Raw genomic sequence first — 22,503 nt, 5'->3', positions numbered from 1 at the left:
GAACCAGAGGCTGTGCAGCCGCCGCACAGCCGGACAGACAAGCCGCGGCAGCCCTCAGGACGGGAGGATTTTCTTTGCCCCGCCCCCGCCCGGTGTAACAGGCGGATGAAGTTTTCATGACAATCCGCCGCCCAGAGTCCGCGGTTTACCGCGCATTTATTTCTACGCCCGTACTGCAACCATAACGATTACATGCGGACACAGAAAATGGCTTTGACCAACCCTTCCCCCCGCCGCCGCTTCCGCTCGCTCAACTTGCGGATTGCGCTGCTTGTCACCCTCTTTTCCCTGCTCACCGCGCTGCCGCTGGCCTTCCTGGCCGGACAGCGCCTGCAATCCCAGGCGCTGGACGCGCTGCGGGTGCTGGAGCAGGAACTCACCGCCATCACCGCCAGGGAAATCGAACAGCCGATGAAGCTCGGTTTCTCCGGCACCGTCGAAAAGCGCATCCAGCATGTGATCGAACGCGCCGGTGCCAGCTTTGCCTACGCCAAGGCGGTGAAATCCGACGGCGTGGTGATGGCCGAGGCCGGCAGCCTGCCCCCGGACCGCCTCGCAGCGCTGGACGAAACCGCGCTGCAGGTCATCGGAACCGCTGAGCCCTGGCAGTCAGCCGACGGCTACACGCTGGTCACCCCGGTGCTGTCGAAAAAGGGCAAGCTGCGCGGCGCCCTGATCATGTCCTGGGACCCGGCCCCGGCGCTGGCCGCCGTCAACGCGGGGTTGCGCCGCGACGCCGCCCTCGGCGCGCTGATCCTGGCCGTTTCGATGATCACCTGCCTGATGATCCTGAAACGGCTGCTGGGCCGCCCGATGCAGGAACTGGCCGCGGCGCTGGAACGGATCACCGGCGGCGATTACGGCACCGCGCTGCAGGCCGCCGCCCGCCAGGATGAGCTCGGCCGCATCGCCCGCCGCATCGCCATGCTGCAGGACACCCTGGCAGAGGGCCGCGCCGCCGCTGAAGCCCGCGAGGCGGACCGGGCAGAGCAGGCCAAAGCGGTTGAGCAGTTGCGCGCGGGCCTGGGCGCCCTGGCCCGCAGAGACCTCTCCTACCGCATGGACGACCCGCTGGCTGAAACCTATGAACCGCTGCGCCGCGACTTCAACTCCGCGCTGTCCAGCATCGCCGGGCTGCTGGCGCAGGTGCTGGGCACCGCCTCCGCGGTGCTCGCGCGCAGCGAGCGGATCGAGGCCGGATCAGCAGGCCTCTCGCGCCGAATCACCAGCCAGTCGCAGGAGCTGGAAGCCCTGTCCCGGGCGCTCAGCACCCTGACCGGCTCACTCACCCGCGCCGCGGACGGCGTCCGCGAGGTGAACGGGCTGGCCTCCGGCGCGGTGCAGGAGGCCGGCGCCAGCGGCAGCGTGGTGAAAAACGCCGTTGCGGCGATGACCGGCATCGAGCAGAGCGCGGTGCAGATCGAAACCATCACCGGGGTGATCGACGACATCGCCTTCCAGACCAACCTGCTGGCGCTGAATGCCGGGGTGGAGGCCGCCCGCGCCGGCGAGGCGGGCAAGGGCTTTGCCGTGGTCGCCAGCGAGGTCCGCGCCCTGGCGCAGCGCAGCTCGCACGCGGCAACAGAAATCAAGGAGCTGATCAGCAGCGCCGCCCGCCACATCCAGAAAGGCGTGTCCGAGGTCAACAACACCGGCGCGGTGCTGACCGGGATCATCGCCCGCATGGACGAGATCTCTGCCCGCGTCAGCACTTCAGCCGAGGGGTTCACTCGCGACTCGCAGGACCTGCAGGGGCTGTCCCGCAGCCTCAGCGCGCTGGGGGCAACAACGCAGGAAAACACCGGCATCGTTGCGCAGACCGTCCAGTCCGTCGGCGAGCTGCGCGGCGATGCCGGCGAGCTCCGCACCCTGGCCGCTGCCTTCCAGCTGCCCAGCAGCCAGCAAGAGGAACAGCGTCAAGCACCACCTCAAGCCGCCTGAGGCACCGGACAAGCATCAAAAAAGGGGGCGCTGCCGCCCCCTACTTCTTTGCAGAAATACTCAAAATCCCAAGACCAGCGGGCCGGAGCCTCACTCCGATCCGTTGGGAAACCGCTGGTCCATGCTGACCGACGGCTGATCGCAGCCCGCTTCGCCGACGATGCGCGCCGGGATGCCCGCCACGGTCTTGCACGGCGGTACCTCCGCCAGCACCACCGACCCGGCGGCAATCCGGCTGCACTGGCCGACCTTGATATTGCCCAGCACCTTGGCGCCGGCACCGATCAGCACCCCGTCGCCGATTTTCGGATGCCGGTCCTCTTCCTCCTTGCCGGTGCCGCCCAGGGTCACCGAATGCAGCATCGACACGTTGTCGCCTACCACCGCGGTTTCGCCGATCACGATGGAATGGGCGTGGTCGATCATGATCCCCTTGCCGATCACCGCCGCCGGATGAATATCGACGCCGAAGATCTCGGAAATCCGCATCTGGAAGAAATAGGCCAGGTCCCAGTCGCCCTGCTGCCACAGCCAATGGCCGATGCGGTAGGCCTGCACCGCCTGATACCCCTTGAAGTAGAGGATCGGCTGCAGCAGCCGGTGGCAGGCCGGGTCGCGCTCAAACACCGCCATCAGGTCGGCGCGCGAGGCTTCGACGATGCCGGGATCAGACTGATAGGCCGCATCGACGATTTCCCGCAGAATGGTCATCGACATCTCGTTCGAGCACAGCTTGGCCGAAATCCGGTAGGACAGCGCCTTGTCCAGCGACTTGTGGTGCAGGATACAGGCATGGATCAGCCCGCCCATCAGCGGCTGCGAGTCCACGGCCTCCTGGGCTTCCTTGGTAATCCGGTCCCAGACGGGATCCAGAGAGGCGACGGCTTGCTGCGTTTTGAACATGGCGATGCATCCTTTCTCCGCTCAAGATAGCCATCTAAGGTCTTTTTCGGCAAACGCAAACCCGTGATGGGGTATATTTCCAATATGAATGACCCGGATCAGCAGCGCCTGCGAGTGCAGATCACCGCCCGACTGGCGGAACTGGCGGCAGAAGATGCCTTGGGCGAAGAGGCCCAGGGCGTGGTGGAGCTGGACCAGCAGATGGTCGGCCGCCTGTCGCGCATGGATGCGCTGCAGATGCAGGCGATGGCCAAGGCGCAAGCAGCCCGCCGCCAGCTTGAAACCCAGCGCCTGCACGCGGCGCTGGCCCGCATGGCGGACGGCGAATACGGTTACTGCGAGGACTGCGGCGAGGAAATCGCCCTGAAGAGGCTGGAACTGGACCCGGCGGCGCTCAAATGCATCAGCTGCGCTTCGGGCTGATACTGCACCCTGCCCGGAATCGAGCCGCAGGCACCACGCCCAACTGCTGGATGGACAGGTTCCCGGCTCTGTTCAGCGGGCGGGGCAAGCTGCGTCCGCCTCAAGCGCTGCCGCCAGTTCCCGCAGCACCAGCCGGGTGCAAATGAGATACTCAGCATCATCCAGAAACGGTTCCACCGCCAGCAGGTACTGCCGGGCTGCTGCGCTTAAGCTCCCGTCGCCCCAGTGCGGGTGAGGACGGCCGAACAGGCGGCAATGCACCGCTGCCTCCTCGGCACCGCCGAATATGCGGCGGCACAGCTGCTGGCGCCCGCCCTCCGGCACCGCCAGCAAGGCCCGCGCCACCGCAGACACATCGCCGGGCAGCACCGGGCGGATCATCCCAGCACCAGCCGCGCCGCTGGCCCGGCGCCGAAACGGGCCGAGCGCTGCGCCACTTCCAGCACATCCCCCGCTTGCACCGCGTCCGCTGCCTGGGCGGCCGCCGGATAGCTCCAGGACGGCATTGCAGAGGCTTCCTCCCGCAGGACAGTGGAGCCGCGCATCACCCGGATGCGGTAGGATTCAAACTCCTCGCCCAGAGGCAACTCTTCCAGCTCCCAGCTGTCGCCCTCGATCCGGGTGCGCCGCACCCAGCCGGCTGTGATGTCCGCGCCCAAAGCCCCCTCCAGCCGCAGATGCGCCGGCGCATAGGGGCGCAGGCCAATGCCCTCGAACGCCTCCTGCTGATGCACGTAGGAGGGATCCTCCAGCGCCCGCCGGGCCGGGCCGATCCGGTAATGCCGCAGGCGTCGGCGCTGTTCCGGCGCCAGGTCCATCTGCACCGGGGTGCCGTCCAGCAGCACCATGTATGAGCCCGCAGGCCAGACATCCGGCATCAGAGCATCGGTGCCCTGCTGGCCGCGCAGGCGGCCCCGCAGCAGGTAGGTCTGCGGCGCAATCAGCTCTGCGTCGCGGAACTGGAACAGCTCCCAGTTGCCCGGCGTGCCGTCGCCGATGGCAGTCGCATTGGCCCCGTTCAGCACCGCCTCCGCCGTGCGGCTCTCCAGGGAACCGGAGATCAGCTTCACCTGCAGGTCCGCGCCCAGGTCCCAGCGCCCGGCCCCGGCGGCAAACAGCGGTGTTTCCGTGACCCCGACCACCTGCCGCGCCGCAACCACGTGTTCCAGCGCGTAATTCTCATCCGCCTCGGAACCGTAAACCGCCACGCTCCCCGGCCAGGCCGCCGCGGTCAGCGCCAGATGCGGCGCGTGCGGCACCTCATCGCCGCGCATCAAGGGCAGATCCAGGAACAGCGGCAGCACCGGCCCCGGCGCGGCAAAGGCGTTGACCCCCGGCAGCTCCTCCGCCACCTCAGCCAGATCATAGGTGCCCGGCTCGATCCTGACCGCCTCCACCATCTGCGCCTCCGCCTGCTCCACCCTATCGATGCGGTAGAGCTGTTCCTTGCCTTCAACAGGCAGCGACACCACATCCCCCGCCCCAAGATGCAGCAGCGAGGGCGGCAGCATGAACCGCGCGGTGTCGCGCGAAATCCGCGCCTCCGCCAGCCAGCGGGCGACGGTCTGGCGCGCCTCGGCCCGGGTCAGCGCCAGCGGCAGCTCGTTCTGGCTGACGCTATGCGTTTCCTCATCCGGCAGCACCGCCTCGACCGAACCTACCGCATGGTCGCCGCCCCATTCCGTGAACCGCAGCCGCACCCGGCCCGCCAGTTCCGCTTCGCTGGCGCGGCTCAGCTCCAGGCTTCCGTCCAACTCATCGCTGTCGGCCAGATGCTCAAGGCTCAGCGCCTCTGCCCCGGTCCCCTTGCGCATCCGGAACCTCAGCACACCGTCGCGTTCCACCGCGTCAAACCCGTACCGCAGCATCAGCGGCTGCAGCACCGCACGGGCATCCGCGACATCCGGGTTCACAAACCCATGCACCACACCGTAGAGCCCGGTGACATCAATGTCATAAAGGCCTGCACTGCGGCAGATTTCCTCCACCACCGAGGCCAGCGTGCGCTGCCCGGCGCGCCCGTTCAGCCAATGGCCGCGCAGGTAATTCTCGCCGTCGTTCCAGATCTCCAGCCGGCTCGGGAAGACCGGAAACGGACGCGCGTCCCAGGCCCAGACATAGGCGTTGTACATATCCAGCATTGGCCCGCCGTATTCCTCGGACACCGGGTTATTGGCGGTCTCTCGCCAATATCCCAGAAAGGCGCGCAGATAGGCGATCTGCATCAGATCGTCCCGCAACCCGTTGGAATAACGCGGCAGTTTCGATTCAGAGCTTTTCGGATCCAGAAACTTGTTGGGCTGATTTGTGCCCCTGTCGATCGCGGCGCAGCCCAGTTCGGTGAACCAGATCGGCTTCGATTGCGGCACCCAGTCGGTCGGCACGGCCTGCCTAACCCCGCCGATGCGTTCGTGGTGCTCCTGCATCCACCAGCTGCGGATATCCTTGTAACGCCACACCCAGGCCTCATCATGCGCGCCGTCGGTGATCGGCGTCCTGATCTGCGCCTCCCGCGCTTCAGGGGAATGGTAATACCACTCAAACCCCTCGCCGCCCTCGACATTACCGCGCAGGTAATCGAGGTCATAGACCGCAGGCACGCCCGCTTGCGCGTCCAGGTGTTCCTCGCCCTCGCGCCAGTCGGACAGAGGCATGTAGTTGTCGATGCCGATGAAGTCGATGTTTTCATCCGCCCACAGCGGATCGAGGTGGAAGTAGCGGTCACCCTCCGGCGACTGATACCCCCAGTATTCCGACCAATCGGCGGCATAGCCGATCTTGGTCTCCGCACCCAGCAGCGCCCGCACCTCCGACGCCAGCGCCTTCAGCCTTTGAACAGCAGGGAAACCGCCGGCGCCGCGGATCTGGGTCAGCGCCCGCATCTCGGAGCTGATGCAAAACGCCTCCACCCCGCCCGCCGCCGCGCACAGCGCCGCATTGTGCAGGATGAAGCGGCTGAGGCTCCATTCGTCCGGGCCGCTATAGGCCACGGTGCCATCAGCCACAGTGAAATCCGCCGCAGTGACGGTTCCGAAAAACGCCGCCACCTCCGCATCCGCCGCCGCGGTCCCATCCGGCGATCCCGGCTGGCCCGGCGCCGCGGACAGGGTGATCCGTCCGCGCCAGGGCAGATGCGGCTGGCTGGCGCCGCCGGTCCAGGGGTCGGGCAGCGCGTTGCCTTCGGCCTGCTCCATCAGGATGAACGGGTAGAACATCACCCGCAGGCCCCGTCCCTGCATTTCGCGGATCGCTTGGATCACCGAGGCATCCGCCGGGGTGCCGCCATAAAGCGGTTCGCCGTCCGCCTTCAGCACCTCCTCTGCACCTGCGCGGGTCACGCCGCTGACGGTCCAGGCCACGTTCCCCTCGGCGTCTTTATGCTCCACCTTGGGCTTCAGCGTGCAGTTGCCGCAGCGCAGATCATCTCCGAACCAGGACACAATCAGCGAGGCCGCGCCGCAGGCCGGCAGCTCCGCCTCCAGCGCGTTCAGCGAGGTCTTGAGGTCGCTCAGGCCGCTGGGCGTATGCTCATTTGCGGCCATGGCATCGCCGGGCCCGCCGGAATACTGGACCACATCCGCGGCAAGGGAGTATTCGCCGGTGCCGGGCATCAGCGCCACCCCCTGCACCAGCTGGCCCAGGTCCTGCGCATAGGTGCTGCTGGCCGACTGTTCCGGGCGCAGTACATCAAAGGAGAACTGCGGCACCCGGTTGCCGAACCGTCCCAGCTCGAGATTTTCCATCACCACATAGGCGGTGCCGCGGTAGGCGGGCACCTGCCCGGGCCCTTCGATCGCCTCCATCACCGGGTCCGGCAGCTGATCCGCGGTGCCGCGGTAAACGGTCATGTTCAGATCCTTCGGCGCCATTTCCTCACCATCGGCCCAAACGCGCGAAACGCTGGCGATCTCGCCCTCGCACAGCGCCACCGCCAAGGACACCGAATAGCTGTAGCTGGTCACCTGCGGCTGGCTTGGCCGCCCCTTGCCGCCGCCGCCGCTGGTCTGGGAAGTTTCTAGAAAGCGCGAGGACCAGATCACCTGCCCGCCCAGCCGCATCCGGCCATAGACCTGCGCCACCGGCGCCCCTTCGCTGGCCTGGGTCAGGCGGAAGCGGTCCACCTTGCCGGTCTCCACCGGATCGGCGCCGGAACCGAGAAGCCGTTCGTCGATCATCCGGCCCAGGGTGGCGCCCACCGCGCGGCCGATCACCGCCGAGGACAGCCCCGCCACGGTGCCGCCGATTGCGCCGCCAACCGCCGCGCCGGCGGCAGAGAGAAGTATGGTTGCCATCAGATCAGCTCCTTCGGGAAAAGAAAGCGCGCCACGATTCGGCGCTGCCAGGGCGGGCTCAACGGGCTTTCGACAACCCCGTGGCCGGCATAGGCGTGGATGAACGCTGGGACTTCCACCGGGCCGGGCGCTGCCCTCAAGCCTGTTACCCCCGATTGCACTCCCAGATGCTTCGCCACCGATCCCTGGCGCATCCGGAACAGGATCACATCGCCGGGCGCAGCCTCGGCCAAAGGTTTCGTCAGCAGATACCGTGCCGCGGCCTGCCAAAGCGCCTCGGCGCTCTGCGGTTCGGACCAGTCCATCGTATAGGCGGGCGGCGCCTCGGGCTCAGAGCCGTAAAGCTCGCGCCACAGGCCCCGGATCAGCCCCAGGCAGTCGCAGCCCGCGCCCTTGCAGGACGCCTGGTGCACATAGGGCGTGCCGATCCAGCCCCGCGCAGCCTCGACCACCCGGCTCATCTGCGGCTGCCCCCGGTGTTCATGCCGGACTGCCGCGGCACCGCCATGATCCAATCCTCCCCCGGAATGTCGGGGAATCCCTGGAAATTCAGAAGGTTGTTGAACTTCAGCCGGCAGGTTTCCATGCGCTTGTCGCAGCCGGCCTCCAGCCGCACCAAATCGCCCCGCTGCACTTCAGCGCGGACCGGTTCCCACAAAGTGATCCTGCGCCCGGCGGCATCGCTCTGATCCGCCTTTACCGCCGACCAGAGACCTTGGGCGCCGCCGCTCAGCACCGTCAGGCGCCCGCCGGCAAACCAGCCCGGCTCAAACCCCGGCAGCGCGCCCCAGAGAAACTCCTCACTGCGGCCAATCTCCACTGCCTCCAGTTCTGTGGCATACCCGGGCGTCTCCAGATCGAATTGGCAGGCCCCGTCGCCCAGAACCGCCGTGCAGGGCGTCTGATAGATCCGCCCCAGCGGCTGGTTCAGCGCCTCAGTGAGCCCGCGCAGTTCCGCTTCAAAAGCTCCGCCCGCGCGGCGGATCTCGCCGATGGAGCCGCGGAGCTGCAGCCAGCGCATAGAGACATCCCGCCAGTTGACCAGCCAGCAGCGCACCTCGGCGCCGTCGAACCGGCCTGCCTCGATGTCTTCCTCCCGAACCGCAGCGTCGCTCAGCACCCCCAGCGCCTCGGTGTTGTCGACCGAGAGGCCGGTGGCCTGCTGAACCGCCCGCGCCGTCAGGCCGCTGCCGGGCTGGAAAGTGACACCGTCGAACATCAGCACACAGTCATGATCGGTGAACCCCAGCACGGACCCATCGCTGCGCTCCAGCGCCCAGGCACGGCAGACAGTGGTGATGCCGGATTGAAGATGGTCCCGTAAAGCGTTGGAACGGCTAGTCATACCCGCACCTCCACTACCGGCACCGCAGGCGCCTCGCCTGCCTGAAAGGAGGCCACACTGGTCTGGATGCTGGCGGTGTCAAACCGCACCGGCACGTCAAACTCAAAGCCCGCATTGATGCTCAGGCCAACCTCCGGCGGATGCGCCAGGGTGATCAGGCCGGTTGCGGTGTCGAGCTCGTAATCGACGCCTTCGCGCAGCTCATCCTGTTCAATACCGACCCGCACCGTCCCCGCCACCGGCTTTGCAATCGGGCGCTTATACGTGAATTCCCCGGAGCGATAGGTTTTGGCCAGCTGGAAGGTCGCGGTGCTGCCGTCACCCGTCGCGATCACCTGATCGTCAAACGCCACCCCGGCGCTGGGCCGGGCGGATTTGTAGTCGCTCCAATCCTTCCAGCGGAAGCCATAGAGCTGCCCCTGACGGGCCTCGAAGAAGGCAATCAGGGTTTCAATATCCTCCAGCGCGCGCAGGCCCAGCCCGGCGTCATAGCGGCGGCGGGAGTGCGCCCAGGGGGTGTTGCGCTCTTCAAACCCGTTCGCGAGCGTCACCACATCGGTGCGCCTCTCAGGTCCGCCGACGGAGCCGAAGCTGAGCGAGGCGGGAAAGCGGACTTCGTGGAAATTCATCAGGTTACCCTCCATCCTTAACGGTTGCGCCCGCCGCGGCTCAGCGCGCGGCTGAGCTGTGCCGCGATCTGGCTGCGGCTGCGTTCAAAGCCTTTGACGTCCGGCGTTCTGACATTCATCACCACGTTGACCGCGCCGCCGCCCTGGCTGCGGACGCCCAGTGACCCATCGGCGCCGCGGGTCAATGGCAGGATCGCCTCCGGCCCCGCTTCGCCCATCAGCCCGGTGGCTCCGCGCATCGGAAAGGTCGTGGGGCCGGTCACGATTCCGCCCTTGGCAAAAGGCATCACCTTGCCCTGGCTGAAGGCTGCGCCGTTGGCGAAAGGCAGGATGCTGTCGATGAGGCTGCCGAAACCGTCGGAGATCAGCCCGCCCACGTGGTTGGTGACCGGTTTCATCGCCGCGTTATAGGTGGTGCGGATCATTGAGCGCGCCAGCGTGTCCATCGCCTCTGACAGGCTGGCGCCGTCAAACACCAGATCGTCAAATGCGCGGCGCAAGCCCTTGGAAAGACTGCGGTCCAGAATCTGGGCGTCGCGGCCGGTCTCGGAAAACCCCTCCTTGACCCGCCCCAGCACTTCTGCAAAGGCGGCGGCCATGTCTGAGGCACCGTCCAGCGCTTCTCCCAAAGCCTCGCCCTGCAGTTCCAGTTCTGCCATCGACGATGAGTCAGTCATCTGTTGTCTCCTTGTTCTTCGGGAAGGCGGCGTCCGGGAAGGCCGCCATCAGCGCTGCCAGCCGGTCACGCCCCAGCGGCTGCGGCGCCGCGGCCTCGCCCAGCATCAGCCGCAGTTCCGCGGGTGTCAGCTCCCAGAAATCGCGCGGCAGCAGTTTCAGCCCAGCCATCCCGGCGCGCATCAGGGCGGGCCAGTCGAGCCCACTCATGGGCTACCCGGCACGGCAAAGCTGCGCACCAAGAGTTCCGCCGCCACCCGTACCGCCTGCATCGGGCCGCCGCCAATGGCGGCAGAGGCAAGGTCCTCGCGGCTCAAATCATGGCCGCCGCCCTGCAAACCCGCGGCCAGCAGAGCCAGCACATCGCGGGCGGAAAACCGGCCCTGTTCGAACCGCTGCACCAGATCCACCAGCGTGCCTTCCTCCAGCGCGGCCTCAAGGCCTGCCAGCGCACCAAGTGTCAGCTTCAGCGCGTAAGGGGATCCATTCACGAGCAATTCCGCCTCGCCTGCATGCGGGTTCACCATCGGTCAGACCGCCGCAAAGCTGAGCTGGCCGGCGCTGGCGAGCGACAGCTCATAAGTCGCCTCGCCATTGTGGCTGCCGGCATATTCCAGTGCGGTGACCTGGAACGGCCCCTGCACGATGCCGAAATCTGGGATGATCACCTGGAACTCCGGCGTCAGCCCGTCAAAGAACAGCTGCCGGGCGCGTTCGTCCGTTGCCTCATCCCGGAAGATGCCGGAGCCGGAGATGCTGGCGGAGCGCACACCGGCGCCTGCCAGCAGCTCGCGCCAGCCGCCCTGGCTTTCGAGGCTTGTCACATCGACGCTTTCGGCGTTGAAGCTGATCCTTGTGGCGCGCAGGCCGGCGATGGTCTCAAAAAGACCTGCGCCATTCATGTCCACTTTGACCAAGAGGTCCTTGCCGTTTTGAACTGTCATGGGATTTCTCCTGTAAAATCAAATGCTAGGCCATGGTTCCTGAAGAGCCCGCCTGGGCCGGAGGCCCGGGCAGCGCCCGTCCCGCCCCCCACCGGGCCGGACGCTGCCCTCTGTTTCTCGAACATCACACGTCATCCACACGGGCGCGGAAGCGCAGGGTGATCTGGCGGCCGCCGGTGCTGAGCCGCTCAGCCTTGGCACGGTCGAATCAGAGGCCGGTCAGCTGGCCTCGCGGCAGCGGCACCGCGGCGCCGACCAGCGCGTCGCAAACAGCAGCGGCGGCGGCTTTGGCGGTGGCAAAGCCGGCCATGTCGGTGGTGACGGTGACAAAGAACCGGTGCTCGGCGCCGCCTGCGGTCTTGTCGGAGCGGTCCAGCACCTCCTCCGATCCCAAGGCCACATAGGTCTGCGGCAAGGGACCTGCTGGGATGGCGTCATAGATGGCGCTGCCGACCAGGGCGGTGAGGCCCGCGTTGCCGGTCAGATGGGTGTAGACGGCGGATTGCAGCCCGCCTGCGATGGCATAGGTCATGTGCTCACCTCCGCAACCGCGAAACAGGTGAGGTAGCGGGCGTCCGGGCCGTTTTCCGCAACCGCATCAATACGGTAGAGGCGGTTTTCATCGCGGAACCGCTGGTCGGGGCGCGGTCGGGACGCAAAGCCATCGGGGGAAGCGCGCAGGGTGATGCGGTATTTCTGCATAGACAGGCTGTCGCTGTTCAGACGCCCGCTGAGCGGCTTCACCTCAGCCCAGTGTGTGCCAAGCGCCACCCAGCTCTCGGCATAGCCGCCGGCGCCGTCGGGGGAGCGCTGGGGGTCTTCCAGCACCAGCTTGCGGGTGAGGTTCGGGGGCCGTTTCATGCCAGGCCTCCCAGGGTCAGCCGCAGGGTGCGGTAGCGTTCGATCAGGCTGGTGACGCCGAAGGGCATGCAGCCGCCGTGCAGGCCGGTGTCGGCCCGGTATTCGTAGTAATGCGCCGCCAAGAGCATCACCGCCTGGGCCAGATCGGCGGGCAATCCGCCCCAGTCCGCCGCCATGCCGGCCTGCAGGGTGATCCGTGCCAGACCGCCGGCGGGAATGGCGGGCAGCAGGCTGGCGGTTGGACACAGGCACGGGCGCTGGCTGTCGCGCTCCAGGCGATAGGCGGCGGGGTCGAGAGTTGTCTCAGCCCCGGCGGCGTCGCTGACCATCACCTCTGTCACGGCCTGCACCGGGGCGATGGGAAACACCATCCGGGCACGGTCGCGCCAGTGGCGGATCTCCAGCTCAAAATCTCGGGTTATCAGTGCCTTGCCGGTCCTTCCTTCCACCGCTGCCAGGGCGGCGCGCAGGAAGCCAAACAGCACCTCGTCCTGCAGGCTGTCCTCGCCAAAGCCGGTGCCCAGACGCAGATGCGCCTTGAAGGGGGCCAGCGGCAGGGCGGCCTCGGGCACGGGGGTCACTTCGCTCAGCATCATCATCTCACTCCTGCGGGCCTCCCCCTTGCCGGCCCGGGTCTGCTGTCCGTTCAAAGGTTAGGCCGGCACGCACCGTTCCCTGCCGCTCGGACGGAGGGGGAGCAGCTAGACGGCAGGGAAATATTGGGTGCGTGCCAGCCGGCGGACCGGGCTGCCGGTCCGCCATCAGCGCTGAGCGGTCAGCTCAGGCCGAATTTCATCAGCTTGATCGCGGCAAAGTCGCTGACGTCGCCGCCGACGCGCTTGGTCGCGTAGAACAGCACATGCGGCTTGGCGCTGAAGGGGTCGCGCATCACCCGCAGGTCCGGGCGTTCGGCGATGGTGTAGCCGGCGCGGAAGTCACCGAAGGCGATGGGGAAGCTGTTGGCAGCCGGGTCCGGCATGTCCTCGGCGATCAGCACCGGGTAGCCCATCAGGCGCGCAGGTTCCCCCGCGGCCAGACCGTCGGACCACAGGAAGCGGCCATCGGCGTCTTTCAATTTCCGCAGCATTCCCGCGGTCTTGGAGTTCAGAATGAAGGTGGCATTGGCGCGGTATTCCGCCCCCAGCGCATAGACCAGGTCGATGATCGCGTCGCCGTTGCCGATCTCGCCATCGACGCCGGTGGCCTTGTAGCCGATGTTGCCCCAGGTCCAGCTGTCGTTTTCCTCGACGTTGTAGTTGAGGAAGCCGGTGGGCTTGTCGTTGCCGTCGCCGTTGATGAAGGCGTCGGCCTCGGAGCGGGCGAATTTATCGGCGATGCGGCCAGCCAGCCAGCCCTCGATATCAAAGGCGCTGTCATCGAGCAGCCGCTGCGAGGCCTTGGGCAGCGCGCTCAGTTCATGCAGCGGGATCGAGATGCGGTCGATGCTGCCGGTGGAGGTTTCCGCCGCGGGGCCGGTTTCATTGGCCCAGCCCGCGCCCATTTCGCTGTGGTCGATCAGCACGTCATAGCTTGAGGCCTCCACGTGCACCACGGAGGCAACGGCGCGGACCGAGGCGGAGGCGTTCAGCACCGCCTTGACGGTGTCGGCGGTCTGCGGGTCGACCAGATAGCCGCCGTCGCTGCCCACCGCGGTGGACATGGATTTGCCCTCCAGCTCAAGCCCGCGCAGGCCGTCGTCGTCGCCGCTGCGCAGGTAGGCGTTGAACGCCTTCTGATGCGGGGCGCCCGCGTCCTGGCTGGCTGCCAGATGGGGGCGGTTCTGAGAGATTGTCTTACGGTCCAGCATGGTCACTCGCTCTTCTGCCTGTTTCAGCCTTGATTGCACGTCGTCCTGAAACCCCTTGAATTCATGAAGAAATCCGGTAATGGCCTGTTTCACTTCATGCGCCAGGGGCGCTGCGTCCCCGGTTTGGGCCGGGAGGTCTTGGTTGCTCATGATGGGTGTCCTGTTTTAGGTCTGGCCTGTTTTGAGGCCGCGGGTGATCTGGCGCAGGCCGTCGGCCAGGGCGCGCAGCGCTTGCGCTTCCGCATCGGCGGAAGATTTCGCCGCCACCCGTGCCGCGGGCAGCATCGGGAAGGTGACCAGAGACACCTCCCACAGCTCCACCTGGGTCAGGTGGCGGGTGCCGTCCAGCGCGCGGGTGGCTTTCTGGGTGCGGTAGCCGATCGAGAGGCCGTCAATCGCGCCCGCCTCGATCAGCGCGGCCGCCTCGGCGCCCTTGGGAGTGGCGGTGAGGATGCGGCCCTGGACGTAGAGCCCGCGTTTGTCCTCGCGCACTTCGTCCCAGACGCCGATGGGCTGGGCCGGGTCGTGCTGCCACAGCATCTTGACGGTGCGGCCCTGATCCTTGAGCGCCTGAAGGGACGCCGAATAGGCGCCACGCATCACCACGTCACCACCCTGGTCGGTCTGGCCGAACAGGCTGGCATAGCCTTTGATTTCTGTTGCGTCCTTCAGCGAGAGATCCTCGCCGAAGCGTGCGAATTTATGTTCCAGCTGGGGGGATCCCTGCATCATCTGAACCTCGCAAGTCGTTGGAGTTACGGCAATTGCACCGTCAGGAAGGATTGGAAAGCCTGCGCCAGGATCACCGCGGCAACGCCGTAGACGGTGAGCCAGAGACGTTTCTCCAGCCGCTCCATCATCTGTTCGATCCGGTCGAGGCGGCGGTTCACGGCGTCGTTCTGGATCTGGGCGACCCGCTCATGGGCGGACAGGCGCAATCCCGGTGAACAATCAAATGCGTGCATCGGGTGCTCAGTCATCCTGTCCGCCCTCCGTCTGCGCGCCCTCAGTGTGGTCTGGGGGCAGGGTTTCTGTGGGCAACCCCAGCAGACGCCGCTTTTCCTCGTGTGTGAGGAAATCCGCGGAGGTGATCCGCCGCCATTGCGCCTCGCGCTCTGCTGCAAGCGCAGGCAGCTGGTCGAGGTCGGGCTTCAATGTCAGCGCCTCTCCGGTCCAGGCGGTGAGCCAGCCGGACAGCGCCGCGGTAACCTTGGACACCAAGGGCAGCACGGTCAGCCGGTAGAAGGCGCGGTTGGCCTCCTGGTAATTGGCGTAGGTCGCATCGCCGGGGATGCCGATCAGCATCGGCGGCACCCCGAAGGCCAGCGCAATTTCGCGGGCGGCGGTGTCCTTGGTTTTCTGGAACTCCATGTCGGAGGGGGAGAACCCCATCGGCTTCCAGTCCAGACCGCCCTCCAGAACCATCGGGCGGCCGGCGTTCTGGGCGCCCTGGAAATTTGTTTGAATCTCTTCGCTTAGATGGCGGAATTGATCGTCTGACATCTGACCCTGGCCGTCGGAGCCGGTCCAGACCAGCGCGCCGGAGGGGCGGGCTGCGTTGTCCAGCAGCGCCTTGGACCAGCGGGAGGCAGCGTTGTGGACGTCAATCGCCATCGCCGCCGATTGCAGGGCCGAGAGGCCATAGTGGTCGTCCTGCGGGTGGAAGCTCTTGATATGGCAGACCGGGGAATTGCCGGGCTCGTTGGCAAAGCGGTGCTTGCGCCCGCCCACCACATAGTCAAAGCCCGCGGGCCAGCCGTCCGGTCCCGGCACCACGTTCATCCGGTCGGAGCGCAGCACATGCAGTTCCGCGGGGGTTGCGTCCTCTGCCGTGACCATCTCGATATAGGCGTTGCCGGACAGCAGCAGGTAGCCATAGAGCGCCTCAAGCATTTCAGCCTGGGTTTGGGCCGGGTTGGGACGCGCCAGCAGTACAAGCCAGGGGTGGGTGTCAAAGCGCTGGCGGCTGTCCTGCAGCACCAGCGGCACGGCGGCGGCGGCCTCTGCGATCAGGCGGATCACCCGGTGGGTGATCGGATTGCCGGCAAAGCCGCTGCGGGTCAGCGAGACGGTGTCGCGCGGGCTCCAGGCGATGCGGCCGGCGCCGTGCCAGGAGACCACGCGGGCGGTCTGGCTGGCCTTCTGTTCCAGGCCCGGATTTTTGGGGCCCGGTTTCCGGGGGTCCGGCGATTTGCGCCGCAGCAGGTCAAAGACCATGGTCCGCTCCTCAGGTTGTTCCTAGGCGGCGCTGCCGGCCCTTGGGGCTGATGCGCCTTTGCTGAGGATCATTAGTGCCGGAAAGGCCTGAAGATTTGGCAAGCGGTGCGTACGGTGGGTACGCAACACCTGAACATAAGATCCTGAAATTAAACGGATACAAAGGAAACAATACAGTGTTGCATCACACTGAGGGCGGCGCCCGGCCCGGCGGGGTGGACGCGAAGCGCCCGCCCCGTGGGGGGCGGGACGGGCGCTGCCCGGCGTGCCGCCGGGCGGTTGGTTTTTGAAAAGTTCTAGAGCACCCTGATCTGCGGCCTGCGCAGGTTGGCAGCCGGCTGGATGATCAGCTCATGCAGCGCCCAGACCAGCGCATCCACCCGGTCGGGCGAGCCGCTGCCGCGGTAGCCCTGCGGGGTCATCTGGCACATCTGGTCCTCCAGCTCTCCCAGGCCGGGCAGGTGAAACACCCGGCCCTGCTCATAGAGCGCCGCGACCGGCTCGGCGCGGGCGGATTTGCCCCTTTTCGCGTGCAGGGCGCGGAACGGCACCAGCGGATCGGCCTGCCGCAGCACGGTTTCCACCAGGGCGCCGCCCTGGTTGACCTCTGCCACCACCCGCTCGGCCCCATGTGCATCGCGGGCGGCAATCACCGCCTGCGCCCAGGCGAGCGGCCCAACCCCCTGCACGGTGCAATCCGCCAGCACATGGGCCTGCCAGTCCTGAGGCGGGCCGTGAGTGACGGCGCCCGCCACTACGATACCGCAGGCATCCGAGTTCTTGCCTGCGCTCACTGCCGGGTCGACGGCGACCACCACCCGGTCCAAGGGCGGCGCCTCAGACACCTGCGCATCCACCAGCGCTGCTGTGGTCCAGAGCGCGCCCTGGATATCCGACAGCATCACGCCGTCCAGTTCCTGCCGGCCCAGGCGGGTGCCTGCATAGCGCGCCCGCACCTCTGTCAGAAAGGAGGGCGCGAGGTTGGCACGGTTGGCCTCAGTCGGGGCATGGGTGGTGACGGTGCTGGGTGAGGCCAGCAGCCGTTTCAGGACCGGCGCGTTGCGCGGGGTGGTGGTGACGCAGACGCGAGGGTCCTGCCCCAGCCGCAAGGCGAACTGGAGCATGTCCCAGCTCTCCTGCCCCTTCCTCCACTTGGCCAGCTCATCCGCCCAGGCGGCATCGAACTGGGGACCGCGGAGCGCCTCATGGTCATGGGCGGAGAACGCCTGCGCCTCTGCACCGTTTGGCCAGATCAGCTTGCGCTCCGAGGCTTTCCACTTGGGGCGGCGGTCCGGCGGCGAGCAGGCCAGGATGCCGCTTTCGCCATGGATCATCACGTCGCGCACCTGGTCGTAGGTTTCCGCAACCAGCGCGATGCGGCGGGCGGTGCCGGGGTTATAAGGGCTGGCCCCTTCGGCGAGCGAGCGGACCCACTCGGCCCCTGCCCGCGTCTTGCCGACGCCGCGGCCGCCCAGGATCACCCAGGCGCGCCAGTCCCCGTCCGGCGGGCGCTGGTGGTCCAGCGCCCAGATGTCAAACAGATGCGGCAAGGCGCACAAGGTTTTGCGGTCCAGTTCATTCAAGAAGCAGCTCAGCAGCCAGGGCGGCACGCAGGCGAGAAAGTCCGAGCTCGACAGCTGCGCGCGCCGCGACGAGATCGAGTTCGTGCTCGGATTTGAGCAGGCGGGCGACATCGGTGCTTTGTTCTGCAAGGGTCTTCTCCACTTTCTGGCAGTCCCGGATCAGGTCTTCGAGCTTGCGGACCTGGGTCTTGGCGCCGGTCATTTCATCGGCGCCGGTGGTTTCGAGCTGCTCCCGGAGCTCCTCTGCCTCTTTTCGCAGGCGGTGGATGCTGTCCTGCAGGGACAGCAGGAGGTCGGCGGTGTAATGCACCCGCCGTTTCAGGAGGGCGGCGCCGTCCTGATCCGGTGTGTTGTCTGTCATGGGTTGCTCTGCCTCATGCGTTATTGACCGCACGAGAGAAAGACAGGACGGCCGCCGGCGGAGGGGTCCGGGGCCGTCCAAGTTTCTTCCAGCTGCACTGCAATCTATACGTGTTTTTCGCGCAAAAGTCAAGGCTTACGGTGAGGGGACGTACGGTGGGTACGCAACGGTCACCAAGGCGGAAATACGGCGGCCATACATAAGCGGAACCGCTACACGTCTGAAATTAATGGATTTACAATCAAGATCCAATTCAAAAGGTGACTCAAATGGCGCATAACTTTTGAGAAAACCGGCTTCCCTGAATTCTATTTCCGGTTGTAGGTTCAGCCTTGCGCCACACTGTGCGTCACTGTTTCCATCATTAGCGAGGACCACCAGATGGGTTGGAAGAATTACCAGATTGCCACTGCGCAAGAGTCGACACCTGTTACGGGCGATGCCGGCAAGATCTTTTATGATGCGACGCTTCACTATGTGACCATTCCCGCCGGCGCCACCATCGTGATGTCCGGCGGCCCCAGCGGTGAAGGTGAGACGTCGGTTGACGATGTCGTCAAGCTGACTCTGACAGATCAGAGCGACCCGCAGAACACAGCCACCTACTCGCACGACTACAGCAATGGCTGCTCCGGCGTGGTGACACCGATGCAGCCGGTGGATCTGTCATCCCAATTCAGCGCGCTGGCCGGCAAGACCGTGAAGGCGACGATTGAGTTTTACGACAAATGCGGCGGCTACCAGAGCGGAACGAATTTCTACATCTGTATCTATACCTGATTGCAGCGGCCTTGCCGCTTGCAAGCAAGTTTTGAAGAGGGCGCCTTCGGGCGCCCTTCCCTGCTTTCACCGTGGCTCGCAGCCTTCAGCGGATTTTTACCTGAACCTCCCGGCAGGAGCCTGATTTGACGCAGGCTCGCACCTCAGGCAGAGTCCGGTTATGGCACAAACCGTTCTGCTTGATGTGTCCGGCGTCCTCTATCAGGGCAGCCGGGTTATCCCCGGCGCCGTGCAAGCCCTGTCGCGGCTGCGGGCCGCAGGGTGTCAGGTCCGCTGCCTCACCAATTCCACCCGGCAACCGAAGCGGCGCATCATGGGCAAACTCCGCGAGCTTGGCTTCGACATCCAGCCAGAGGAGGTGTTCACGCCCGTTGCTGCCGCGCTGGCATGGCTGGATCGCACGGGCCACAGCCCGCATCTGCTGGTCCACCCGGCGCTTGAGGAAGAGTTTCGGGCCTGCAAGGGCGGCGGTCCGCCTGCGGTTGTCGTCGGCGATGCCGGGCTGGCCTTCAGCTATGAGAATATGAACCGGGCCTTCCGGCTGCTGCTGGAAGGTGCGCCGTTCCTTGCCCTGGCTGACAACCGAGTCTTTCTGGATGAGGACGGGCAGTTGAGCCTGGATGCCGGGCCATTCATCAAGGCGCTGGAATTCGCCAGTGCCGCCACGCCCAGGCTGTTCGGCAAGCCGGACCCGGAGTTTTTCCGCGCTGCCGTGGCCAGCACCGGCTGCCCGCCGCAGCGGGCGGCGATGATCGGAGATGATGCGGAAAGCGATGTCGCAGGGGCCCTGGCGGCCGGGCTGGCAGCCGGATATCTGGTCCGGACCGGAAAATACCGGGAAGGCGACGAGACGCGCCATGACCCTGCACCGACCGCCGCAGTTGCGGATGTTCTGGAAGCCGTTGACCACCTGCTGACGCAGAACAGCTTATGATCGGCGGCCATTCTGGTAAGCGAAAGGGCGCCCTTCGGCGCCCTTTTCCTTGTCCGTTGCCTCAGCCTCAGTTGTTCTGCTGCTGGGCTTCAATCTCGCGCCATTTGGCGACGTTGCGGTTGTGCTCGTCCAGCGTTTCCGCGAATGCGTGGCCGCCGGTGCCGTCAGCAACAAAGAACACGTAGCCGGTGGCCTCAGGGTTCACCGCGGCCTCCAGGCTCGCAAGCCCCGGGTTGGCGATCGGTGTCGGCGGCAGGCCCTCGATCACGTATGTGTTCCAGGGGGTTGCCTTGCGCAGCTCGCTCTGGCGCAGGCCGCGGCCCAAGACGCCCTCGCCCTTGGTGACGCCATAAATCACCGTCGGGTCGGTCTGCAGGCGCATGCCGCGGTTGAGGCGGTTGGTGAAGACAGAGGCGACCAGGCCGCGTTCCTCGGGCACGCCGGTTTCCTTCTCGATGATCGAGGCAAGGATCAGCATCTCCTCGGGGCTGTTGACGGCAGCATCCTCTGACCGGCCTTCCCAGGCGGCGTTGATGCGCAGCTCCTGGCGTTTCTGCATCTCGGCCAGAACCGCGGCGCGATCGGTGCCGGGGGTGACCTCGTAGCTGTCAGGCGCCAGCAGGCCCTCCGCCGGGCGCGCGCCCGGATCGCCTGCCAGCACGTCCATCGCCTTCAGCGCCTCAACCACCTGCCAGCTGGTCACGCCTTCGGCCAGCGCGATGCGGTAGCGGGTGTCGGCGTCCTGGCGGGTTTCCGTATACTCGGCGGGCACCTCATCCTCACCAAGGACGAATTCCGCCTTTTCCTCGAACTTGTTGGTCGCCGGGTCCAGCTCACGCACTTCGGCCTGGGTGCGGGTCACGCCGATGCGGTAGACGATCTCGGTGCCACAGGTGGAGGCGCCGGAATGGGTGATCTCGTCGACGATCTGCTCCATCGAGGCGCCCGGCTCCACCAGAAAGCTGCCGGCCTTCAGCTGGCCGGTCTTTTCGCTGTATCTGGCGCCGAGGCGGAAGATGGTGCCGGAAGAAACGGCGCCCTGCGCCTCCAGGTCGCGGCTGACACGAGCCATGTTGGAGCCGCGCTCCACCCGGAGGCAGATGGCGGTGTCCAGCGGGCCTTCGGTTTTATATTGCGACTGGCCCCACAGGATGAGGCCGCCCAGCAGGAACAGGGCGGCGATCAGGACCGTCAGCATATTGGAGGCGAGGCTGCGCCACATCAGCTGGTTTTCCCAAAGATCACCGATGCGTTGGTGCCGCCGAAGCCGAAGGAGTTCGACAGCGCCACGTCGATCTTGCGCTCCCGCTTGGCGTTGGGCGCCAGGTCGACCGGGGTTTCGACTGCCGGGTTGTCCAGGTTGATGGTCGGCGGTGCCACCTGATCGCGGATCGCCAGAATCGAGAAGATCGCCTCGATCGCGCCGGCGGCGCCCAGCAGGTGGCCGGTGGCGGATTTGGTCGAGGACATGGTGACATTGGCGGCGTGGTTGCCCAGCAGCCGTTCGACGGCGCCCAGTTCGATGGTGTCGGCCATGGTCGAGGTGCCGTGGGCGTTGATGTAGTCGATGGCCGACGGCTCCAGGCCTGCGTTGGCCAGGGCCGCCTTCATCGAGCGCTCGCCTCCTTCGCCGTCCTCAGACGGGGCGGTGATGTGGTAGGCGTCGCCCGACAGGCCGTAGCCCAGCACCTCGGCATAGATCTTGGCGCCGCGGGCCTTGGCGTGCTCGTAGTCCTCCAGCACCACGATGCCCGCGCCCTCGCCCATGACAAAGCCGTCACGGTCGGCGTCATAGGGGCGCGAGGCCGCCTTGGGGTCGTCGCCGCGCTTGGTGGACAGCGCCTTGCAGGCGTTGAAGCCAGCAATGCCGATCTCGCAGATCGCCGCCTCGGCGCCGCCTGCAATCATCACGTCGGCGTCGCCGGATTTGATCAGCCGGGCCGCGTCGCCAATGGCGTGGGCGCCGGTGGAACAAGCGGTCACAACCGAGTGGTTCGGGCCCTTGAATCCGAAACGGATCGAGACCTGGCCGGAGATCAGGTTGATCAGCGCGCCGGGGATGAAGAACGGCGACACCCGGCGGGGGCCTTTTTCCTTGATCATCACCGCGGTGTCGGCAATCGACGACAGGCCGCCGATGCCGGAGCCGATCATCACGCCGGTGCGCAGGCGGCTTTCCTCGTCCTCGGGCGTCCAGCCGGCGTCGCGCACCGCCATGTCGGCGGCTGCGATGCCGTAGAGGATGAAGTCGTCGATCTTCTTCTGCTCTTTCTTGATAACCCAGTCATCCGGGTTGAAAGTGCCCTCGGAGCCGTCGCCGCGCGGAACTTCGCAGGCATAGGTCGTGGCGACGCCGCTTGCCTCGGCATCAAACAGGGTGATGGGGCCGGCACCCGACTGTCCATCCAGCAACCGGGACCAGGTTTCTTCGACTCCGCTGGCCAGCGGGGTGACCAGGCCCAGTCCGGTGACTACTACTCGGCGCATTCCTTGCTCTCCTATGCCTCGGCAATCCGTCCGTTCAAATAGCTTGGAATGGCAACCGGGTGCAAGAGCGGGCTGGCCGCCGGTGTGACGTCACGGAAAATGGGTCATGTTGGTGTTTTCACCAGGCGAGAACGTTTCATTAACGACTCAGTCTTAGGTTGTTTTTATCAAAACGAGAAACTCGGCATCCGTCCTCGTGGATTGCCCAAACGGGCTGGAGCTCTGGGCCATTTTGTCTCCAGCCCGTTTTTTTTTGCGCAGGATACCGCTGAGTTCCGTTGCCGGGGCGAAGATGCCGTGACTGGGACGGGCACCCGGCAA

The 22,503-nt window shown here is 66.1% G+C and carries 24 protein-coding genes and 1 pseudogene; 4 read left to right on the top strand and 21 right to left on the bottom strand.

What is annotated here, in order from left to right; genetic code table 11:
- Nucleotides 1-207 precede the first annotated feature (207 nt).
- Complete coding sequence (locus GKC28_RS01455; protein WP_217433941.1) at nt 208-1,941, top strand: methyl-accepting chemotaxis protein; 1,734 nt, start codon at nt 208-210, stop codon at nt 1,939-1,941.
- Between the two features lie 90 nt (nt 1,942-2,031).
- Here GKC28_RS01455 and cysE read toward each other — a convergent pair whose 3' ends face one another.
- Nucleotides 2,032-2,844 (bottom strand): serine O-acetyltransferase, encoded by an 813-nt coding sequence (cysE, locus tag GKC28_RS01450; protein WP_174144756.1) that lies wholly within the window; start codon nt 2,842-2,844, stop codon nt 2,032-2,034.
- Between the two features lie 66 nt (nt 2,845-2,910).
- Between cysE and GKC28_RS01445 the strand changes: the two genes are divergently transcribed.
- Nucleotides 2,911-3,267, top strand: coding sequence for a TraR/DksA C4-type zinc finger protein (locus GKC28_RS01445; protein ID WP_254604112.1), 357 nt, complete (start codon nt 2,911-2,913; stop codon nt 3,265-3,267).
- Between the two features lie 72 nt (nt 3,268-3,339).
- On the opposite strand, the gene GKC28_RS01440 is transcribed toward GKC28_RS01445, so the two are convergent.
- The 18 genes and pseudogenes from GKC28_RS01440 to GKC28_RS01355 form a co-directional block, all read right to left on the bottom strand.
- Complete coding sequence (locus tag GKC28_RS01440) at nt 3,340-3,648, bottom strand: hypothetical protein (protein ID WP_174144755.1); 309 nt, start codon at nt 3,646-3,648, stop codon at nt 3,340-3,342.
- Nucleotides 3,645-7,559: a glycoside hydrolase/phage tail family protein gene (locus GKC28_RS01435; protein WP_174144754.1), complete on the bottom strand. Its 3,915-nt coding sequence runs from the start codon at nt 7,557-7,559 to the stop codon at nt 3,645-3,647. The genes GKC28_RS01440 and GKC28_RS01435 overlap by 4 nt, the downstream gene beginning before the upstream one ends.
- A complete protein-coding gene (locus tag GKC28_RS01430) occupies nt 7,559-8,020 on the bottom strand; it encodes an NlpC/P60 family protein (RefSeq protein ID WP_174144753.1) in 462 nt (153 codons plus the stop codon). Before GKC28_RS01430 ends, GKC28_RS01435 begins: the two co-directional genes overlap by 1 nt.
- On the bottom strand, nt 8,017-8,904 hold the full coding sequence (locus GKC28_RS01425) for a DUF2163 domain-containing protein (protein ID WP_174144752.1): 888 nt from the start codon (nt 8,902-8,904) through the stop codon (nt 8,017-8,019). The genes GKC28_RS01430 and GKC28_RS01425 overlap by 4 nt, the downstream gene beginning before the upstream one ends.
- The gene (locus GKC28_RS01420) at nt 8,901-9,533 is read right to left on the bottom strand and encodes a DUF2460 domain-containing protein (protein ID WP_174144751.1); all 633 of its coding nucleotides are present in this window, start codon (nt 9,531-9,533) and stop codon (nt 8,901-8,903) included. Before GKC28_RS01420 ends, GKC28_RS01425 begins: the two co-directional genes overlap by 4 nt.
- A 17-nt stretch (nt 9,534-9,550) precedes the next feature.
- Nucleotides 9,551-10,210, bottom strand: coding sequence for a phage tail tape measure protein (locus GKC28_RS01415; protein WP_174144750.1), 660 nt, complete (start codon nt 10,208-10,210; stop codon nt 9,551-9,553).
- Complete coding sequence (locus GKC28_RS01410; protein ID WP_174144749.1) at nt 10,203-10,418, bottom strand: rcc01693 family protein; 216 nt, start codon at nt 10,416-10,418, stop codon at nt 10,203-10,205. The genes GKC28_RS01415 and GKC28_RS01410 overlap by 8 nt, the downstream gene beginning before the upstream one ends.
- On the bottom strand, nt 10,415-10,735 hold the full coding sequence (locus GKC28_RS01405; RefSeq protein WP_174144748.1) for a gene transfer agent family protein: 321 nt from the start codon (nt 10,733-10,735) through the stop codon (nt 10,415-10,417). Before GKC28_RS01405 ends, GKC28_RS01410 begins: the two co-directional genes overlap by 4 nt.
- Nucleotides 10,736-10,738: 3 nt before the next feature.
- The gene (locus GKC28_RS01400; protein WP_039170035.1) at nt 10,739-11,152 is read right to left on the bottom strand and encodes a phage major tail protein, TP901-1 family; all 414 of its coding nucleotides are present in this window, start codon (nt 11,150-11,152) and stop codon (nt 10,739-10,741) included.
- Nucleotides 11,153-11,276: 124 nt separating this feature from the next.
- A pseudogene (locus tag GKC28_RS01395) lies at nt 11,277-11,684 on the bottom strand (DUF3168 domain-containing protein).
- Entirely contained in the window at nt 11,681-12,013 is a 333-nt protein-coding gene (locus tag GKC28_RS01390) for a head-tail adaptor protein (protein ID WP_174144747.1), read from the bottom strand. Before GKC28_RS01390 ends, GKC28_RS01395 begins: the two are co-directional and overlap by 4 nt.
- Nucleotides 12,010-12,609 (bottom strand): head-tail connector protein, encoded by a 600-nt coding sequence (locus tag GKC28_RS01385; RefSeq protein ID WP_174144746.1) that lies wholly within the window; start codon nt 12,607-12,609, stop codon nt 12,010-12,012. The genes GKC28_RS01390 and GKC28_RS01385 overlap by 4 nt, the downstream gene beginning before the upstream one ends.
- Nucleotides 12,610-12,788: 179 nt before the next feature.
- Nucleotides 12,789-13,970: a phage major capsid protein gene (locus tag GKC28_RS01380; protein WP_174144745.1), complete on the bottom strand. Its 1,182-nt coding sequence runs from the start codon at nt 13,968-13,970 to the stop codon at nt 12,789-12,791.
- Between the two features lie 15 nt (nt 13,971-13,985).
- A complete protein-coding gene (locus GKC28_RS01375; RefSeq protein ID WP_174144744.1) occupies nt 13,986-14,552 on the bottom strand; it encodes an HK97 family phage prohead protease in 567 nt (188 codons plus the stop codon).
- Nucleotides 14,553-14,575: 23 nt separating this feature from the next.
- Complete coding sequence (locus GKC28_RS01370; protein WP_039182700.1) at nt 14,576-14,800, bottom strand: hypothetical protein; 225 nt, start codon at nt 14,798-14,800, stop codon at nt 14,576-14,578.
- A complete protein-coding gene (locus GKC28_RS01365) occupies nt 14,793-16,037 on the bottom strand; it encodes a phage portal protein (RefSeq protein WP_174144743.1) in 1,245 nt (414 codons plus the stop codon). Before GKC28_RS01365 ends, GKC28_RS01370 begins: the two co-directional genes overlap by 8 nt.
- 296 nt (nt 16,038-16,333) lie before the next feature.
- Nucleotides 16,334-17,620 (bottom strand): terminase family protein, encoded by a 1,287-nt coding sequence (locus tag GKC28_RS01360; RefSeq protein WP_174144742.1) that lies wholly within the window; start codon nt 17,618-17,620, stop codon nt 16,334-16,336.
- Nucleotides 17,613-17,981, bottom strand: a complete 369-nt coding sequence (locus tag GKC28_RS01355; protein ID WP_174144741.1) for a recombinase — start codon at nt 17,979-17,981, stop codon at nt 17,613-17,615. The genes GKC28_RS01360 and GKC28_RS01355 overlap by 8 nt, the downstream gene beginning before the upstream one ends.
- Before the next feature lie 381 nt (nt 17,982-18,362).
- Here GKC28_RS01355 and GKC28_RS01350 point away from each other — a divergent pair, with 381 nt between their 5' ends.
- Nucleotides 18,363-18,761, top strand: coding sequence for a hypothetical protein (locus tag GKC28_RS01350; protein ID WP_174144740.1), 399 nt, complete (start codon nt 18,363-18,365; stop codon nt 18,759-18,761).
- Nucleotides 18,762-18,921: 160 nt separating this feature from the next.
- Nucleotides 18,922-19,695, top strand: coding sequence for a TIGR01458 family HAD-type hydrolase (locus GKC28_RS01345; protein ID WP_174144739.1), 774 nt, complete (start codon nt 18,922-18,924; stop codon nt 19,693-19,695).
- Nucleotides 19,696-19,762: 67 nt separating this feature from the next.
- Here GKC28_RS01345 and mltG read toward each other — a convergent pair whose 3' ends face one another.
- Entirely contained in the window at nt 19,763-20,917 is a 1,155-nt protein-coding gene (gene mltG, locus GKC28_RS01340; RefSeq protein ID WP_174144738.1) for an endolytic transglycosylase MltG, read from the bottom strand.
- Nucleotides 20,917-22,182, bottom strand: coding sequence for a beta-ketoacyl-ACP synthase II (gene fabF, locus GKC28_RS01335; protein WP_174144737.1), 1,266 nt, complete (start codon nt 22,180-22,182; stop codon nt 20,917-20,919). Before fabF ends, mltG begins: the two co-directional genes overlap by 1 nt.
- Between the last annotated feature and the right edge of the window lie 321 nt (nt 22,183-22,503).

Origin of the sequence: Leisingera sp. ANG59, assembly GCF_013317235.1 — a bacterium.
GTDB lineage: Bacteria > Pseudomonadota > Alphaproteobacteria > Rhodobacterales > Rhodobacteraceae > Leisingera.
The sequence above is the reverse complement of the archived record's forward strand: the minus strand, read 5'-3'. Positions and strand labels throughout refer to the sequence as shown.

Coding starts and splice junctions, on each gene's coding strand:
- GKC28_RS01430 (WP_174144753.1), bottom strand. CDS start 8,020: ATGAGCCGGGTGGTCGAGGCTGCGCGGGGCTGGATCGGCACGCCCTAT.
- GKC28_RS01375 (WP_174144744.1), bottom strand. CDS start 14,552: ATGATGCAGGGATCCCCCCAGCTGGAACATAAATTCGCACGCTTCGGC.
- cysE (WP_174144756.1), bottom strand. CDS start 2,844: ATGTTCAAAACGCAGCAAGCCGTCGCCTCTCTGGATCCCGTCTGGGAC.
- GKC28_RS01345 (WP_174144739.1), top strand. CDS start 18,922: ATGGCACAAACCGTTCTGCTTGATGTGTCCGGCGTCCTCTATCAGGGC.
- GKC28_RS01370 (WP_039182700.1), bottom strand. CDS start 14,800: ATGACTGAGCACCCGATGCACGCATTTGATTGTTCACCGGGATTGCGC.
- GKC28_RS01425 (WP_174144752.1), bottom strand. CDS start 8,904: ATGACTAGCCGTTCCAACGCTTTACGGGACCATCTTCAATCCGGCATC.
- GKC28_RS01380 (WP_174144745.1), bottom strand. CDS start 13,970: ATGAGCAACCAAGACCTCCCGGCCCAAACCGGGGACGCAGCGCCCCTG.
- GKC28_RS01420 (WP_174144751.1), bottom strand. CDS start 9,533: ATGAATTTCCACGAAGTCCGCTTTCCCGCCTCGCTCAGCTTCGGCTCC.
- GKC28_RS01385 (WP_174144746.1), bottom strand. CDS start 12,609: ATGATGCTGAGCGAAGTGACCCCCGTGCCCGAGGCCGCCCTGCCGCTG.
- mltG (WP_174144738.1), bottom strand. CDS start 20,917: ATGTGGCGCAGCCTCGCCTCCAATATGCTGACGGTCCTGATCGCCGCC.
- GKC28_RS01415 (WP_174144750.1), bottom strand. CDS start 10,210: ATGACTGACTCATCGTCGATGGCAGAACTGGAACTGCAGGGCGAGGCT.
- fabF (WP_174144737.1), bottom strand. CDS start 22,182: ATGCGCCGAGTAGTAGTCACCGGACTGGGCCTGGTCACCCCGCTGGCC.
- GKC28_RS01365 (WP_174144743.1), bottom strand. CDS start 16,037: ATGGTCTTTGACCTGCTGCGGCGCAAATCGCCGGACCCCCGGAAACCG.
- GKC28_RS01440 (WP_174144755.1), bottom strand. CDS start 3,648: ATGATCCGCCCGGTGCTGCCCGGCGATGTGTCTGCGGTGGCGCGGGCC.
- GKC28_RS01350 (WP_174144740.1), top strand. CDS start 18,363: ATGGGTTGGAAGAATTACCAGATTGCCACTGCGCAAGAGTCGACACCT.
- GKC28_RS01390 (WP_174144747.1), bottom strand. CDS start 12,013: ATGAAACGGCCCCCGAACCTCACCCGCAAGCTGGTGCTGGAAGACCCC.
- GKC28_RS01405 (WP_174144748.1), bottom strand. CDS start 10,735: ATGGTGAACCCGCATGCAGGCGAGGCGGAATTGCTCGTGAATGGATCC.
- GKC28_RS01455 (WP_217433941.1), top strand. CDS start 208: ATGGCTTTGACCAACCCTTCCCCCCGCCGCCGCTTCCGCTCGCTCAAC.
- GKC28_RS01445 (WP_254604112.1), top strand. CDS start 2,911: ATGGGGTATATTTCCAATATGAATGACCCGGATCAGCAGCGCCTGCGA.
- GKC28_RS01410 (WP_174144749.1), bottom strand. CDS start 10,418: ATGAGTGGGCTCGACTGGCCCGCCCTGATGCGCGCCGGGATGGCTGGG.
- GKC28_RS01435 (WP_174144754.1), bottom strand. CDS start 7,559: ATGGCAACCATACTTCTCTCTGCCGCCGGCGCGGCGGTTGGCGGCGCA.
- GKC28_RS01355 (WP_174144741.1), bottom strand. CDS start 17,981: ATGACAGACAACACACCGGATCAGGACGGCGCCGCCCTCCTGAAACGG.
- GKC28_RS01400 (WP_039170035.1), bottom strand. CDS start 11,152: ATGACAGTTCAAAACGGCAAGGACCTCTTGGTCAAAGTGGACATGAAT.